The following is a 15,820-nucleotide window of genomic DNA, read 5'->3' as shown; positions in this document are numbered from 1 at the left end:
AACGCGGTATCAACAAGCAGACGTTCGACAGACGCTAGATAAAGAAACAGGGAAGAGAGCCCGTGACCGAGTTCGACAACGACGCCCATCCGGACGCCGACGCAAAGACTGCCGCGCAAGACCAGCCGGCCGAGTCTGTCGTCCTGCCTTCGCTGGACGTCGAGGACGAGGTGTACGGCGTGAGCGCCGAGGAGAAGTTCAACGAGGCAGCTGAGGAGCAGGCCGACGCTGCCTGGGCCGAAGCTGCAGCAGAGGTCGAGGCCGAGCTGGACGCCAGCGTGGCCGATGTAGCGGCCGAAGAAGAGGCCGAGCTGGACCCAGTCGAGGAGCTGCGCGCCCAACTGCGCCGCGCGCCGGGGGACTGGTTCGTCGTGCACTCCTACGCCGGGTACGAGAACAAGGTCAAGACCAACCTCGAGAGCCGCATCTCCTCCCTCGACATGGAGGATTACATCTACCAGGTCGAGGTGCCGACCGAAGAGGTCGTCGAGATCAAGAACGGCAAACGCCAGCAGGTAAACCGCAAGGTGTTTCCGGGCTACATCCTGGTTCGGATGGATCTGACCGACGACTCGTGGGGCGCGGTTCGAAATACCCCAGGTGTCACCGGCTTCGTCGGGGCGACGTCCAAGCCGTCGCCGCTGTCGATGGACGAGGTCATCAAGATTCTCGCGCCCGCCAGCCAGAAGTCTGCCGCGCTCCCCAAGGGTGGCGGTCAGGCCGACGGCGGAGCACAGGCACCCACTGAAGTCATCGACTTCGAGGTCGGCGAGTCCGTCACGGTCATGGACGGTCCGTTCGCGACCTTGCCCGCGACCATCAACGAGATCGATGCGCTGCACGCGAAGCTCAAGGTGCTGGTCTCGATCTTCGGCCGTGAGACTCCGGTCGAACTGTCGTTCGGCCAGGTTTCCAAGATCTAGTTCAGCTCAGGATTAACCAGACAAGCACAGTCCAGCAACTAAAAGAAGAAGAGAAAAAATGCCTCCCAAGAAGAAGCTCACGGCGATCATCAAGCTGCAGATCCAGGCCGGCGCAGCAAACCCAGCGCCGCCGGTCGGCCCCGCGCTTGGTCAGCACGGCGTGAACATCATGGAGTTCTGCAAGGCCTACAACGCCGCGACCGAGTCGCAGCGCGGCCAGATCGTCCCGGTCGAGATCTCGGTCTATGAAGACCGTTCGTTCACCTTCGTCACCAAGACCCCGCCGGCGGCCAGGCTGCTGCTCGCCGCCGCCGGTGTCGCCAAGGGCTCGGGGGAACCGCACAAGACCAAGGTCGCGAAGGTGACGATGGCTCAGGTGCGCGAGATCGCCGAGACCAAGAAAGAGGATCTGAACGCCAACGACATCGATCAGGCGGCCAAGATCATCGCCGGTACGGCCCGCTCCATGGGAATCACCGTCACCGACTAAGACCGTTTGTCAGACCCGCACTCTGCGAATCGTGTAACAACCGGCATCACATAGCTGCCGAGCGTTACACGATCGGGGGGTGGCGGGTCAGCACATCAGTGGGAGGACGCCGATGGTCGGTGTCCGTCGAACCACAAGCTGAAGAGGAGCATCACCATGACCAAGCGCAGCAAGGCCTACGAGGCCGCCGCCAAGCTCATCGAGCCCGACAAGATCTACACCCCGCTGGACGCAGCGAAGATCGCTACCCAGGCCACCCCGACCAAGTTCGACAGCACGGTCGAGGTCGCGATGCGTCTCGGTGTCGACCCTCGCAAGGCTGACCAGATGGTTCGCGGCACCGTGAGCCTTCCTCATGGCACCGGCAAGACTGCCCGTGTCATCGTCTTCGCGACCGGCGAGCAGGCTGCTGCTGCCACCGCTGCTGGTGCTGACAAGGTCGGAAGCGACGACCTGATCCAAGAGATCACCGACGGCTTCCTCGACTTCGATGCCGCGATCGCGACTCCGGACCAGATGGCCAAGGTCGGTCGTATCGCCCGTATTCTCGGCCCGCGCGGCCTCATGCCGAACCCGAAGACCGGGACCGTGACCCCGGACGTGGCCAAGGCAGTGTCTGACATCAAGGGCGGCAAGATCACCTTCCGCGTCGACAAGCAGTCCAACCTGCACCTGATCATCGGCAAGGCCTCGTTCTCTCCGGAACAGCTGGTCGAGAACTACGGTGCAGCTCTGGACGAGGTACTGCGGGCCAAGCCGTCCTCGTCAAAGGGCAAGTACCTCAAGAAGGTCGTCTTCGCCACGACTATGGGCCCCGGCATCCCGGTTGACACGAACCGCACCCGGAACCTGCTCGAAGAGCCGACCGCCTGACCTCACGCGTAAAACGCTCAAAAGGGTTGGTATACCACCGCGTCGCCATGGCGACCCGTGTGTATACCAACCCTTTTCTGTACCGAACTCTTTATGGTGCCCGTCGCACCACGAGCGGGGCGAGGACCGCTATGCGATCCTCCTGGCGGCGTGCCCGTCCCCCTCTGGATCGCTGCCGCCCCAGCTGGCCCCGGTGGGCCGCTGGCAGCTCGCCGCGGCAACCTGCACCTGAGTGAGCATTGACCGCGCGATCAGGTGCGCCGGCGACAAGGTCGCGGGACCATCGGCGCGACGATAGCCATCGAGCAGGGCCTGCAGGCTTGGGCGCAGGTGCCTTCCGAGTGTTGCCCGGTGCAAGAGCAGTGAGTCATACGCTGTTGCCAGGTCCCAGCGCGGATCGCCGAGTCCGGCGGCCTCGAAGTCAACCAACCAGACCCGCCAGCGATAGCGCTGTGACCGGTTGGCGACGGCGTTGGCCGTGGTCATATCGGCGTGCGTCCAGTGTCTGGCCGTCCAGGTCGCAGTCACTTCTGCGAGAGCGTCGATGACCGCTGGATTGGAGCGAAGTTTGCCTACGAGGGCCTGGATTCGGGTCGAGGCGCTCTCATCTGAACGCGGGCCCGCCGTGCGGAGCGCGCGCAGGTGGGCGGGGATGGTGCTCGAACCGAGAATCCACGGCTGCTGTGCTTGCGGTGGCGAGCCGAACCTGGTCGGCCAACGGTGCAGCGCGGCCAGCGCAGATCCCCACGCCTTGAGTGCCATGACGAGCTCGGCTCGCGGCACTCGGACCAGGAGTTCATGCAGCGGGCGACAGGGCTGAAGCGCGCGCGTCCACAACACGTTGGGCGAGTCGATGGGAAGCAACGTCGGCACGATGTCACTTCGTGACAGCTGCGTGAGGGCTGTGCGCTCGGCGGTCACCGGGTCGTCCGCGTCAAGCCGGGCTGCCCAGCCACGCTGCTTGGCGTAGGCGAATGGGACGCCGTCGAGGTCGAATCGGCATACGGAGTTGGTCCGGGACTCGTCGTGGAAGGTGAGAGCCCCGCGGGCTGCCGCCGTACGGTCGAGCACACCCGCACCCACTAATTGCTCGACGAGCCCCGGAGTCGATTCGATCGGACCGAGAAAATCGCTCCGATCGCCGGCTCTCGTTGCCACGCTGACGTCCATGGCCCGGACAGCATGTCGTTGTCCGTCCTGAGCCATGGCGCGTCCCCCCGAAGCCTTCGATTGCCGTACCGCTTCCGTCTTCAGCAAAGAGCCGCCAGCTGCAATCGTGATACGCCCGGGCGCAAGATCACCGGACGCCGATGGCTGGCAGAAGATCACGGCCGGCGACGTCGCGCGCCAACTGGTTGAGCGGGCAATCTCTACAAATGGGGGCAATGGCCCGCGATGTATCACTCCGCTGGCTACCTGCTCCTTGTGAAGTGATGAGAAAGTAGGGGACAGTCTTTGAAAACGATCACGCCGAAGCTCAATTCCAACTGCTTCAGCGCAGCGCGGAACCGGTCGATAGGAACAGCGGTCATGATCAACGCCGAAGCCGAACATTCAACGCTCGCTGGCCGAGCGGGTGACGCCTTCACCCGCTTCCGGCAAGGTGAGCCTGACGCTATGGCCGAGCTGGTGGCCATGCTGACTCCTATTTTGTGGCACACGGTACGAGCTCAGCGACTCGATGCCACCACCACTGAGGACGTCTTGCAGACCTCCTGGCTGGCGTTGGTAAAGGGTGCGGACAAGATCGCCGATCCGCGATCCGTGCTGCAATGGCTGATCGTGACAGCGCGCCGAGAAGCCTGGCGCGTTTCCCGGGGGCAGACACGTCAGACGCCACAAGAGCTGTTCGACGACGATTTCGTTAGTTCCGAGGAGTCGCCCGAGGCCTTGGTTCTGCGAAGCGACACCGACAAGGTGTTGTGGGCCCACATCTCGGCGCTGCCTGATCGGTGCCGGGAACTACTGCGAGTGATCGCATTCTCAGACCGACCCGACTACGCCGAGTTGGCTCGCTCGCTCGGCATGCCGGTTGGCAGTATCGGCCCTACTCGCGGCCGGTGCCTCGCCAAGCTCCGCCAGTCACTGACAACCGATGCTCGATGGGAATCCTGATGAACACGCCGAACCCCGCCGCCTGGGAAGCTCTGGCCGCCGAACCGATTGATGATGCCGACCTTCAATTGATGTCGCAGCTGGCCACCCTGTACACCAAGGTAGATCCGGTGCCACCGGACCTGGTGGAACGGTTGCAGTTCGCGATCACGCTGGACGCTCTCAACGCTGAGCTTGCCGAGCTGCAGCAGATGGATGCGATGGCCGGCTCGTCGCGCGGCGTGGAAGCAGACGAGACCAAGACGCTTACCTTCACCAGCGAGAATCTCACGACCATGGTCACCGTGACCGCAGCGGGCCCTGACCGAGTACGAATCGACGGCTGGTGTGCGCCGGGCTCCGGTGTCTCGGTCGAGCTTCGCCAGGTGAGCGCTTCGGTCGAGCTGCAAGCCGATGAGGATGGACGCTTCGTTTTCGACGACATCTCTCATGGTTTGACGCGCTTCGTGATTCGGGCGCCCGAGCCCTCCAACCGCGCCCCGGTGATCACACCCGCCGTCGAGATCTAGCGTCGAAGCCCCACGCCGAAACCCACGGGTCGATGCCGTTCGCGTTCGTCCCTGACAGCTGTCCAAATCGGTGATCCGTCCGCCCGCAACGCCTACCTGAGGTAATAAATGACGTCCGAACAACCCGCGCAGACCGGCGGACCGACCACCCCGCGACGCAAAGAACCAAGTTTGAATCCGCCGGCCTATGTGTTGAACAAACACGGCAGCCGGGTGCTCGACCCAGATTCGGCCGTCCGAATCCAGGGGCAATCAGCGGTACGCGCGACGGTCTATGTCGGCGCATCGTTGCTGGTCCGGACAGCCGATCTGACCGATCGACTGCGCCAGGAGCTGCAGGCCGCCGCGGAGCCGTTCAACCTGACGATCGACACCGAAGAAACCGACGACGAATTGTTGCGGGTCGCCCGCGAGGCACGGGTGGCAGACCTCGCGCTGCGGTTGCTGGTCACCAAGCTGACGCTTGGCGTGCTCGACAAGTCCATTCCTACCTCACCGCCTGACGCCTGGCAGGTGCTTCAGAACTTTCGATCCAGGGTCAACCGCGACCCTGAGCTGGCCAAGCTCGGCGGATTGGTCACTCTCGATCACCTGATGGTTGCCAATGCCGACGGTTTCATCGGTGGCGCGGGTTTCATGGGTGGCGCCGGCTTCATGGGTGGCGCGGGTTTCATGGGCGGCGCCGGCTTCATGGGCGGCGCTGGGTTCATGGGGGGAGCGGGAATCGCCGGCCCGAGCTTCGAGTACGGCATGCCGGGTCGTGGCGGACGATCGCCGGTCACCTGGATCGGGCCGCAACCGTTCCGCCGAGCCGACAAGGACCTCTCAACCCGGCGACCCGTGGTGGCGATTCTCGATACGGGTGCCGGTGAGCACGAATGGCTGCCGGAGTTGCTGCCTGACGGCATTGTCGATCGCACACCGACCGTCGAGGGTCTGTCGATCGGGATGACCGGTGCGGACAACCCAGAGATCAATGGCGCGATCGACGATCCGCTCGAAGGAATCCTGGACTCCGATGCCGGTCACGGCACCTTCATCGCCGGGCTCATACGTCAGACCTGCCCAGATGCGAACATTCTCGCGGTTCGCGTCATGCACGGTGACGGCGCCGTGCCGGAGTTCGAGTTCCTCAAGGCGATGAATCGGCTGGTTGTCCGCCAGGGCATCGCGGTGCTGCACGGCCGCGCAGAGTTGGCCATCGATGTCGTCTCGCTGTCACTCGGCTACTACCACGAGCTGCCTGCCGCAGAGGCCTACGACCAGCAACTGCTCGTGCCATTGAGGGAGCTGGGCCTGCTGGGCGTCACTGTGGTTGCCGCTGCCGGAAACGATTCGACTGCTCGACACATGTATCCGGCGGGCTTTTCGCCGCACTCCGAGAGCAAGCTGCCCGCCACGCACGAGGCTCTGCCGGTGGTGAGCGTTGGCGCCCTGAACCCGAATCAGCGAACGATCGCGTTGTTCAGCAATGCCGGAGAATGGGTGAATTGCCGCAGGCAGGGTGCGGCGTTGATCAGCACGGTGCCCTACACGCTGAACGGTTCGTTGCGGGCATCGGCCGAGGTCGACGTCCCGGGCGATGGCTTGCGGGCCACGATCGACCCCGACGACTTCAGGGGAGGCTTTTCGATCTGGAGTGGGACGTCGTTCGCCGCGCCGATCTTGGCCGGAGAATTGGCGCAGGCGTTGATGTCCACCGGGACCCTCGACGATGTGTCGGTGGCCTCTGCCGTCAATCGCGGGTGGACTTCGCTGACACTGGTGCCGTTGAGTCGGCCCTGATGGCCTTGATGGCCTGGAGGGGTGATCGGTTGAGGAGCGTGCCGAGCTAGCGCGAGGCTGCTGGTTCAGCAGGCTTGGCAACGATGGCTGAGCGAGCATGATGATGTTGTTGCCGGCGCCGCCGGAAACAGGGGGGTTCTGACGATGCCCGACTCTCGGCCTACCCACACCGGTCGTCACGGGGGCATTGACCGTGCCGTCGAACTGCATCGTCGTGGCGTGGCGGAGAACAACGCCGGCCGGCCGATGGCTGCGATGGCCCTTTTCCGGCGCGCCGCGAGCGAGGTCGCGCGAGATATCGACCAGACCGACCCCGTGAAGAATGCACCCGACGTCGCTGTGGCAGACGCGTCTATGGCCAGCGCGTCCGAGGCCGGTGCTTCTGTGGCAAGTCGTTTTGCGGCTCGGCTAGCGATCAGCATGGCCATGGGTGAGTCGGAAATGAATGGTCTCGAACGCGGCTTGCTCGCCATAGCGCCGGCTCAGCGATATGTCGAGGCGACCGGTGATCCCGAGATTCAGGTGCTGCTCGAGCTGCAGCTCGGCTATATGCGGGTGCGGGGCGGCTACTTCATCGAGGGCCTGCAGCATCTTGACCAGGCGATGGCCCTGTTCGAGCACGCCGAGCCGCTGCACCGATGCAACATCCTGATGAACCGGGGGATGGTGCATCTCTACCTCGGGCGCTTGGAACGAGCACGAGCCGACTTCACCGATGCCGTGCGCGAGGCACAACGAAGCGGACGCCTGGTCGAGGAGGTGAAAGCAACCCACAACCTTGGCTGCCTCGAGGGCTTGGCCGGAAACCTCGCTCTGGCATTGAAGATCATGGACGCGAACGCCGCATTGGAAGCTGACGTCTCACAAGCGGTGATCCTGTCCGATCGTTCGCGCGTTCTCATCGAGGCCGGGTTGCATCGCGAAGCCGACGATGCGCTGGTTCGAGCCGGTGAGCTCTTCAGAAAGGACCGGCTCTGGAAGGACGTCGGGGAAGTCGAGCTTGCCAGAGCCGAATGTGCTTTGTTGGACGGAGAAATTGCTGCAGCACGGCGCCTGGCGGCCAGCGCGCGGACGCGCTTTCGCCGACGCGGCAACGATCGCTGGCGGCGCGACGCCGAACTCGTCCTCTTACAGGCCGACCTTGCAGCCGGCCGGCCCGGTTCCCGGTTGACCCCGCCCGCGCTCCGGCTTGCCGCCGAGTTCCGTGGCGATGGTCTGAGCACTCGCGCGCGTACGGCTCAGCTGATCGCCGCCGAAGCCTTGCTCAGCGCCCGTAGAACTGTCGAGGCCCGAGAAATTGCGGCCAGTGCGGGTCCGGTGCGCCCGGCCGACCCCATTTCGGCTCGACTGCACACCAGGCTGGTGCGAGCGAAGTTGCAGCTCGCTACCGGGAATCGTCCCGACGGTAAAAGGGAGATCCGTACCGGCCTCACCGAGCTGGCGCGCCACCAAGCGCGTTTTGGCAGCATCGACCTGCAAACTGCGAGCGCAGTCCATGGCCGGGAGTTGGTCGAGCTCGACCTGACGCTTGCTCTGGCGGACGGCAACCCGGCCGCCGTGCTCGCCTCCGTCGAACAAGGGCGGGCGATCTCCAGCCGGTTGCCGGCAGTCGTGGCGCCACAGGATCCGGCGGCCGCCGAGTGGCTCTCCGAGCTGCGACAGCTGACAGAACAGTTGCGAACGATCGAGTCGGATCCGGCGGCGACCAAACGCGTCGCGAGCCAGCGGCGCCGAGTCGCCGAGGTACAACAGACGCTTCGTTCCAGAGCCTGGCAGTCCGAGGGGTCGGGCCAGGCGCGCAAGCCAGCGACCCTCGCTGAAACCGTCGCAGCGCTGGAGCCTAACGACGCCGTTTTCGTTTGTTTCATAGAGGCAAACGGGCAGCTGCACGCGCTGGTGCTGGGCTCGGGTCGAGGCAGGCGCCGCGGGCGAGTCGGCGCCAGGAGCGCAGCCACGGGCGTCGTCGTCCTGTGCTCGGCCGATCACGCGAACGAACTCGTCCGACGATTGCGCGCTGACCTGGACGTCCTCGCGAACGGGCATCTGCCGGCGGCGTTGATCACTGCGGTCGGCAGCTCGCTTCGCCGCACCTTGGCAGCGCTCGACGAGTTGTTGATCCAGCCGCTTGGCCTTGGTGATCTGCGGCTGGTCATCTCTCCGACCGGCACGCTCGCCACGCTGCCCTGGGGTTTGCTTCCCTCACTGGTGGGTTGTCCAATCGTGGTAGCCCCGTCCGCGACCGCGTGGTTGAGTGCCTCAGAGCTGGGGCCCGCCCCGTCGCCTGCCGGGACCCCGTCATCGGCGAACAGTCGCGACAGGGCCGCGGCGGCTCAGCAGATCGCGGTCTTCGCTGGTCCTGATCTGGCGTTCGCGACCGAAGAGGCGAAGGCAATCGCGGCGTTGTGGGCCAGCGACCTGTCAGAAGTCCCAGGATCGCCGTTCGGTGCTGTGCAACTCGATGCCGTGCCCTTCGATGCTGTGCCGTTCGATGCTGTGCCGTTCGATGCTGTGCTGTTCGACGGGCCCGAAGCGCGCCAGGACGACCTGCGCGCCGCGATGACCGCCGCCACGGTCGTGCATGTCGCCGCACATGGCCAACATCAGGCGGAAAATCCGCTGTTCTCCTCCCTTCGGCTGGCAGACGGTCCGGTCTTCGCCTACGAATTCGATCAGACCGCCCAGGCCGCTCAGCACGTCGTCCTGTCGTCCTGCGAGCTCGGACAAGCCACGGTTCGTCCAGGGGACGAAGCGCTTGGCTGGACGAGCGTGCTGCTGCACCTCGGCACCCGAAGCGTGGTTTCCGGTGTTTCTCGTGTCCACGACGAGGTAGCAGCGGCCGCAATGGTGAAATACCACCGGCTGCTGGCGGCGGGAACTGACTCGGCCGCTGCGCTCGCCCAGGCGATCTCGGACACCGACGGCCTGCCGGCGCCGTTCGTATGTTTCGGCGCGAGCTGGAGGGCTCGCCGATTTGGCTGACGAGCGCAGTGCCCCGTACGCTTGCATCTGATCCACCCGAAGACCGCTGGTCGACGCATGCGCCACATGCGTCAGAACAGCTCCGGACGCGCCGGAGCGACCCGCGCAGGTTGGCCGGTTAGATTCGCAGCCTCGTGCTGTGACTTCGCTCCGTGCGCCCTGCGCCGGGGCGTTTCCTCGTTTCCGGGCTGTTCTGAGTTGCAAGCCTCTGTGGCAACGCCCGACTCAGCATGAGCTGTATGAGAGGAGGAACATGCCCAACACCGAGAAGGTCACCGCGGTCGCAGACATCGTCGAGCATTTCACCGAATCCTCGGCGACGGTCATCACCGAATACCGTGGCCTGACCGTCAAGCAGATCAGCCAGCTGCGTCGAAGCCTTGGTAGCGACACCACGTACACGGTGCTGAAGAACACGCTGACCAAGCGTGCCGCCGCGCAGGCCGGTATTGCGCTCGATGAGAGCCTGCTCGTTGGTCCGACGGCAATCGCGTTCGTCAAGGGCGACCCGGTCGAGGCCGCCAAGGGCCTGCGTGAGTTCGCCAAGACGAACCCGTTACTGGTCATCAAGGGCGGTGTGCTCGACGGAAAGTCTTTGAGTGCAGCCGAAGTCGGCCAGATTGCCGACCTCGAGTCCCGCGAGGTGCTGCTCGCCAAGATCGCAGGGGCCCTCAAGGCTCTGCCTTCCCGCGCCGCTGGCCTGTTTCAGGCCCCGCTGTCGCAGGTTGCCCGCCTGGCGAAGGCGCTAGAAGAAAAGACACCAGGCGAAGCAGCTCCAGCTGCTGATGCCGAGGTCGCTACCGCCGCAGATGATGCCCCGGTTGCGGTTGTCGAAGACGCGGCGCCCGCCGCTGTCGCAGACAACGTTGCTGAAGACAGCCCTGCCGCAGAAAGCCCCGCCGAGCCGGCGGAGTAAGTACCCACCCCGTTTTGCCGGCTCTCCGGCTAGACATTCTTAAGAAAAGGAAAGGACGCCCATCATGGCGAAGCTCAGCACCGACGAGCTCATCGACGCGTTCAAGGAGCTCACCCTCCTAGAGCTGTCGGAGTTCGTAAAGCAGTTCGAAGAGACCTTTGACGTCACCGCGGCCGCTCCGGTTGCCGTTGCTGCGGCTGGTCCCGTCGGCGGCGCGCCCGCCGAGGCCGAGGCCGAGCAGGACGAGTTCGACGTCGTCCTCGAAGGCGCCGGCGACAAGAAGATCCAGGTCATCAAGGAGGTGCGTGCACTGACCAACCTTGGCCTGAAGGAGGCGAAGGACCTGGTGGACGGCGCGCCGAAGACCGTCCTGGAGAAGGTCAACAAAGAGGCCGCCGACAAGGCAAAGGCGGCCCTCGAAGGCGCTGGCGCCTCGGTGACCGTCAAGTAGTTCAGATTCACCTCATAGAGGGGCGGTCCGCAGTAGCGGGCCGCCCCTCTGTGTGTCCCTAGGTGTTGCCCGGTAAGTGTCGCTGTAAATGTCGATGTGGCTTCGGACACCGAATGGTGCCGCGTCATAGGTGGGCACCTCTGGCGTCTTCTTCAATAGATCGCGGCTTCCCGCAGACCGTGGTCACCAGGTTGGTGCCGTTGCCGGTAGCTAGCCGTTGCCGGTAGTTAGCCGTTGCCGGTAGCTAGCCGTTGCCGTAGCTAGTTGTTGCCGTTGGCGTAGCTAACTATGTGTTGGCATAGCTATTGCGCTGGCAGGGCCCAACACTCGGGCTGCCTGGCCGCCTCCCCCCGGTGGCTGGCCAGCTTCAGCCCGAGGGGGCGCGGGCCGAATCCCCCCTCGGCCCGCGCCCCAACCTCAGATCTCGCCGACCACCACACCCGGCAGGGCCTCTTCGATCCGAACCACGGTCGCTGCTGGCGCTTGGCCGTCGGTGGCCTGCCATTTCTCGATCAGAGTCCGGCTGAACGCCTGTGCCAGGTCGTAGTTCTCGAATGGTCCAACCGCCCGAGGCGCGACCATCGGCTCGTCGGGTTCGGTGATGACGACAACAAACATTTCGTACCTTTCATCGGATTCCCCCGATCCAACCAGAGATCTCGGCCAGTCCGTAGCTACCCTGCCCGGCGACCGTGGTTCTGCGGGAATCCGGCAATCGATCTAGGCCGCTCATTCGCCCAGCACTGGGTCGAACAACCTGCGCTCGGGGTCCCGCCGTCCGAAAATTAAGCGCCGACGCGGGGACAAACCACGCGGATGGGGCGGCGATGCTTGACGCGCGGGTCTAAGCGGTGCACCCTGTCGGTGCACGCTTCGGCAGTACGGCCCCTTCCTCAGGGTTGGCGGCATGATGCCGATGTGAGCTCTGAGATCCTTCGGACCGCATCTCGAAAGACATGCCGCTCCGATCCCGTCGCTGGGGAGTCCGTCCGGCCCCGGGTTGAGTCGCCTTTTAGGGCGGCCTGGACAGTCGTGCCCACAAGCGCTAGACTGTCACTTTGCGCTGCCCTCTTACACCTGTCGGCCCGTTAAGGGCCTACTTCCTGCTGTCATCAGCAACCGTGGGACGGCCGTGCACAGCAGTACGGCAACAGCAAGTAGGCAACGCGGCGCCTGGGTCTCAGGGTCAGGGTGATCGCGCAACTGAACAGAAACGCTCTGCCCGCAGCTCGCGGCGGATCGATCGAATCGATTCGATCAATTCGATGTCGAACTCAGGCACAGCAGTGGACCAAGTCCTCGGAAGGACGCATCTTGGCAGTCTCTCGCCCCGGTAAGTCCGAAACGCAAGGAACGAGCATTCAGGGAATCGCAGGAGCCCCCGCTCGCACATCCTTCGCCAAGATTCGGGAGCCGCTCGAAGTTCCCAACCTTTTGGCTTTGCAGACGGAATCGTTTGATTGGCTGGTCGGCAACGCCGCCTGGCAGGCCCGGGTCGCGAAGGAAGACCCGTCCTACACCTCCTCGACATCCGGTCTAGAAGAAATTCTCGGCGAGATCTCGCCGATTGAAGACTTCTCCGGCTCCATGTCGCTGTCCTTCTCCTCGCCGCGCTTCGAAGACGTCAAGGCGTCTATCGAGGAATGCAAAGACAAGGACATGACGTACGCGGCACCGCTCTTCGTGACCGCAGAATTCACCAACAACACCACCGGCGAGATCAAGAGCCAGACGGTGTTCATGGGTGACTTCCCGATGATGACCCGCAAGGGGACGTTCGTCATCAACGGCACCGAGCGGGTAGTCGTCTCACAGCTCGTGCGCTCGCCCGGTATCTATTTCGACCGCACGCTCGACAAGACCTCTGACGTCGACGTCTACTCCGTCAAGGTCATCCCGAGCCGCGGTGCCTGGCTCGAGTTCGACGTCGACAAGCGCTCGACCGTCGGCGTTCGCATCGACCGCAAGCGTCGCCAGCCGGTGACCGTCCTGCTGAAGGCGCTCGGGTGGAGTTCCGATCGCATCCGCGAGCACTTCCACTGGTCCGAGACGCTGCTTGCCACCCTGGAGAAGGACCACATTCCGGGGCAGGACGAGGCGCTTCTCGACATCTATCGCAAGCTGCGTCCAGGCGAGCCGCCGACGCGCGAGTCAGCTCAGGCGCTGCTGGAGAACCTGTTCTTCAACCACAAGCGCTATGACTTGGCCAAGGTCGGTCGTTACAAGGCCAACAAGAAGCTTGAAGTCAGCACCGACATCAACCACGGCAACCTGACCGAAGAAGACATCGTCAAGACGATCGAGTACCTCGTCCGGCTCCACGCCGGTGAGGACGGCTACGAAGTCGATGACATCGACCACTTCGGTAACCGCCGCCTGCGCACCGTCGGCGAACTCATCCAGAACCAGATCCGAGTTGGTCTGTCCCGGATGGAGCGTGTCGTCCGCGAGCGGATGACGACCCAGGACGTCGAAGCGATCACCCCGCAGACCCTGATCAACATCCGCCCGGTGGTGGCCTCGATCAAGGAATTCTTCGGAACGTCGCAGCTGTCGCAGTTCATGGACCAGACGAACCCGCTTGCGGGTCTGACCCACAAGCGCCGGCTGTCTGCGCTTGGCCCGGGTGGTCTGTCCCGTGACCGTGCCGGCATGGAGGTTCGAGACGTCCACCCGTCGCACTACGGCCGGATGTGCCCGATCGAGACGCCGGAAGGCCCGAACATCGGCCTGATCGGTTCGCTGGCCTCCTACGGGCGGATCAACGCGTTCGGGTTCGTCGAGACCCCGTACCGCAAGGTCACCAACGGCAAGGTCACAGATCACGTCGACTACCTGACCGCCGATGTCGAGGACAAGAACACGATCGCCCAGGCGAACGCGCTCATCGACTCGCAGGGCAACTTCACCGAAGCCAAGGTGCTGTGCCGTAAGAAGGGCGGCGAGGTCGAGCTGCTCGAGCCTGCCGAGGTCGACTACATGGACGTATCGCCGCGCCAGATGGTGTCGGTCGCGACGGCCATGATCCCGTTCCTCGAGCACGACGACGCGAACCGGGCCCTGATGGGTGCCAACATGCAGCGTCAGGCTGTGCCGTTGCTCCGTTCGGAGTCACCGCTGGTGGGTACCGGCATGGAGCTGCGCGCTGCTGTCGATGCCGCCGACGTGGTTACCGCTGACAAGCCCGGCGTGGTCGAGGAGCTTTCCGCCGACTACATCACGGTGATGGCTGACGACGGCACCCGCAACACGTACCGGTTGTCGAAGTTCGCCCGCTCGAACCAGGGCACCAGTTTCAACCAGAAGCCGATCGTCGATGAGGGCGACCGGGTCGAGATCGGCCAGGTCATCGCTGACGGACCGTCTACGGACGAAGGCGAAATGGCGCTCGGCAAGAACCTGCTCGTGGCGTTCATGCCATGGGAAGGCCACAACTACGAGGACGCCATCATCCTCAACCAGCGAATCGTGCAGGACGACGTCCTGACCTCGATCCACATCGAGGAGCACGAGGTCGACGCTCGCGACACCAAACTCGGTGCCGAAGAGATCACCCGCGATATCCCCAACGTTTCCGATGAGGTCCTCGCTGACCTCGACGAGCGCGGGATCATCCGGATCGGCGCCGACGTCGTCACCGGTGACGTGCTGGTCGGCAAGGTGACGCCGAAGGGCGAAACCGAGCTGACTCCGGAAGAGCGGCTGCTTCGTGCGATCTTCGGTGAGAAGGCGCGCGAAGTCCGTGACACCTCGATGAAGGTCCCGCACGGTGAGGCCGGCAAGGTCATCGGCGTTCGGGTCTTCTCCCGCGAGGACGGCGACGAGTTGCCGCCCGGCGTCAACGAGCTGGTTCGGGTGTACATCGCCCAGAAGCGCAAGATCCAGGACGGCGACAAGCTCGCCGGACGCCACGGCAACAAGGGCGTCATCGCCAAGATCCTGCCGCCGGAGGACATGCCGTTCCTCAAGGACGGAACACCGGTCGACATCGTGCTCAACCCGCTCGGTGTACCCGGCCGGATGAACATCGGCCAGGTTCTGGAAACCCACCTCGGTTGGGTTGCCAAGACCGGCTGGGAGGTCGAAGGTGAGCCCGAGTGGGCCGCACGTCTGCCTGAGCCGGCCAGGGCGGGTGAGCCAGGCACCAACGTGGCGACCCCGGTGTTCGACGGTGCCCGCGAAGAGGAGATCACCGGTCTGCTCGATTCCACCCTGCGGACGCGCGATGGCGATCAGTTGATCGGTCGCACCGGCAAGGCGCAACTGATCGATGGCCGCTCCGGAGATCCTTTCCCGGAGCCGGTATCGGTGGGCTACGTCTACATCCTCAAGCTCCTGCACCTCGTCGATGACAAGATCCACGCTCGTTCGACCGGCCCGTACTCGATGATCACCCAGCAGCCGCTTGGTGGTAAGGCGCAGTTCGGTGGTCAGCGCTTCGGCGAGATGGAGTGCTGGGCGATGCAGGCCTACGGTGCGGCTTACGCGCTGCAGGAACTGCTGACGATCAAGTCCGATGACATCCTCGGCCGGGTCAAGGTCTACGAGGCCATCGTCAAGGGCGAGAACATTCCGGAGCCGGGCATCCCCGAATCGTTCAAGGTGCTGCTGAAAGAACTTCAGTCGCTGTGCCTGAACGTCGAGGTGCTCTCCAGCGACGGGGTGGCCGTCGAGATGCGCGACACGGACGACGACGTCTTCCGCGCCGCTGAAGAACTGGGCATCGATCTGTCCAGGCGCGAGCCGAGTTCGGTCGAAGAGGTTTAGGCGCAGGTCGGC

General features: G+C 64.2%; 12 protein-coding genes. 10 read left to right on the top strand and 2 right to left on the bottom strand.

All coding sequences use genetic code 11. The features are described 5' to 3' along the window. Positions 1 to 62 precede the first annotated feature (62 nt). The 3 genes from nusG to rplA all read left to right on the top strand — a co-directional run bounded on the left by nusG (position 63) and on the right by rplA (position 2,286). On the top strand, positions 63 to 923 hold the full coding sequence (nusG, locus tag ACSMXN_RS19765; RefSeq protein WP_022914665.1) for a transcription termination/antitermination protein NusG: 861 nt from the start codon (positions 63 to 65) through the stop codon (positions 921 to 923). A gap of 58 nt (positions 924 to 981) precedes the next feature. Beyond that, positions 982 to 1,413 (top strand): 50S ribosomal protein L11, encoded by a 432-nt coding sequence (gene rplK / locus ACSMXN_RS19760; protein ID WP_022914666.1) that lies wholly within the window; start codon positions 982 to 984, stop codon positions 1,411 to 1,413. Positions 1,414 to 1,569: 156 nt separating this feature from the next. Beyond that, positions 1,570 to 2,286, top strand: coding sequence for a 50S ribosomal protein L1 (gene rplA, locus ACSMXN_RS19755; protein WP_022914667.1), 717 nt, complete (start codon positions 1,570 to 1,572; stop codon positions 2,284 to 2,286). Positions 2,287 to 2,415: 129 nt separating this feature from the next. Here the strand turns inward: rplA and ACSMXN_RS19750 are convergent, their stop codons facing one another. Next, positions 2,416 to 3,492: a phosphotransferase gene (locus ACSMXN_RS19750; protein WP_196811389.1), complete on the bottom strand. Its 1,077-nt coding sequence runs from the start codon at positions 3,490 to 3,492 to the stop codon at positions 2,416 to 2,418. 324 nt (positions 3,493 to 3,816) lie between these two features. Between ACSMXN_RS19750 and ACSMXN_RS19745 the strand changes: the two genes are divergently transcribed. The 6 genes from ACSMXN_RS19745 to rplL all read left to right on the top strand — a co-directional run bounded on the left by ACSMXN_RS19745 (position 3,817) and on the right by rplL (position 11,041). Continuing rightward, positions 3,817 to 4,401, top strand: a complete 585-nt coding sequence (locus ACSMXN_RS19745; RefSeq protein ID WP_022914669.1) for a sigma-70 family RNA polymerase sigma factor — start codon at positions 3,817 to 3,819, stop codon at positions 4,399 to 4,401. After that, entirely contained in the window at positions 4,401 to 4,910 is a 510-nt protein-coding gene (locus ACSMXN_RS19740) for a hypothetical protein (RefSeq protein WP_022914670.1), read from the top strand. Before ACSMXN_RS19745 ends, ACSMXN_RS19740 begins: the two co-directional genes overlap by 1 nt. 108 nt (positions 4,911 to 5,018) lie before the next feature. After that, the gene (locus ACSMXN_RS19735; RefSeq protein WP_022914671.1) at positions 5,019 to 6,695 is read left to right on the top strand and encodes a S8/S53 family peptidase; all 1,677 of its coding nucleotides are present in this window, start codon (positions 5,019 to 5,021) and stop codon (positions 6,693 to 6,695) included. Between the two features lie 144 nt (positions 6,696 to 6,839). Then, complete coding sequence (locus tag ACSMXN_RS19730; RefSeq protein WP_081649263.1) at positions 6,840 to 9,674, top strand: CHAT domain-containing protein; 2,835 nt, start codon at positions 6,840 to 6,842, stop codon at positions 9,672 to 9,674. A gap of 253 nt (positions 9,675 to 9,927) precedes the next feature. Continuing rightward, on the top strand, positions 9,928 to 10,590 hold the full coding sequence (gene rplJ, locus ACSMXN_RS19725) for a 50S ribosomal protein L10 (protein WP_022914673.1): 663 nt from the start codon (positions 9,928 to 9,930) through the stop codon (positions 10,588 to 10,590). A gap of 64 nt (positions 10,591 to 10,654) precedes the next feature. Then, positions 10,655 to 11,041: a 50S ribosomal protein L7/L12 gene (gene rplL, locus ACSMXN_RS19720; protein WP_022914674.1), complete on the top strand. Its 387-nt coding sequence runs from the start codon at positions 10,655 to 10,657 to the stop codon at positions 11,039 to 11,041. Positions 11,042 to 11,458: 417 nt separating this feature from the next. Here rplL and ACSMXN_RS19715 read toward each other — a convergent pair whose 3' ends face one another. Next, complete coding sequence (locus ACSMXN_RS19715; RefSeq protein ID WP_022914675.1) at positions 11,459 to 11,659, bottom strand: hypothetical protein; 201 nt, start codon at positions 11,657 to 11,659, stop codon at positions 11,459 to 11,461. 696 nt (positions 11,660 to 12,355) lie between these two features. Between ACSMXN_RS19715 and rpoB the strand changes: the two genes are divergently transcribed. Beyond that, positions 12,356 to 15,808 (top strand): DNA-directed RNA polymerase subunit beta, encoded by a 3,453-nt coding sequence (rpoB, locus tag ACSMXN_RS19710; protein WP_027139773.1) that lies wholly within the window; start codon positions 12,356 to 12,358, stop codon positions 15,806 to 15,808. The last annotated feature ends 12 nt before the right edge of the window (positions 15,809 to 15,820 follow it).

The sequence above is a fragment of the Parajatrophihabitans canadensis genome (genome assembly GCF_053764775.1).
Note: the sequence above shows the minus strand (reverse complement) of the source record. Positions and strands in the feature narration are given on the sequence as shown.

Bases quoted from the DNA above. Each gene is read 5' to 3' on its own strand.
- rplK (WP_022914666.1), top strand. From the start codon at position 982: ATGCCTCCCAAGAAGAAGCTCACGGCGATCATCAAGCTGCAGATCCAG.
- rplA (WP_022914667.1), top strand. From the start codon at position 1,570: ATGACCAAGCGCAGCAAGGCCTACGAGGCCGCCGCCAAGCTCATCGAG.
- ACSMXN_RS19750 (WP_196811389.1), bottom strand. From the start codon at position 3,492: ATGGCTCAGGACGGACAACGACATGCTGTCCGGGCCATGGACGTCAGC.
- ACSMXN_RS19745 (WP_022914669.1), top strand. From the start codon at position 3,817: ATGATCAACGCCGAAGCCGAACATTCAACGCTCGCTGGCCGAGCGGGT.
- ACSMXN_RS19740 (WP_022914670.1), top strand. From the start codon at position 4,401: ATGAACACGCCGAACCCCGCCGCCTGGGAAGCTCTGGCCGCCGAACCG.
- ACSMXN_RS19735 (WP_022914671.1), top strand. From the start codon at position 5,019: ATGACGTCCGAACAACCCGCGCAGACCGGCGGACCGACCACCCCGCGA.
- ACSMXN_RS19730 (WP_081649263.1), top strand. From the start codon at position 6,840: ATGCCCGACTCTCGGCCTACCCACACCGGTCGTCACGGGGGCATTGAC.
- rplJ (WP_022914673.1), top strand. From the start codon at position 9,928: ATGCCCAACACCGAGAAGGTCACCGCGGTCGCAGACATCGTCGAGCAT.
- rplL (WP_022914674.1), top strand. From the start codon at position 10,655: ATGGCGAAGCTCAGCACCGACGAGCTCATCGACGCGTTCAAGGAGCTC.
- ACSMXN_RS19715 (WP_022914675.1), bottom strand. From the start codon at position 11,659: ATGTTTGTTGTCGTCATCACCGAACCCGACGAGCCGATGGTCGCGCCT.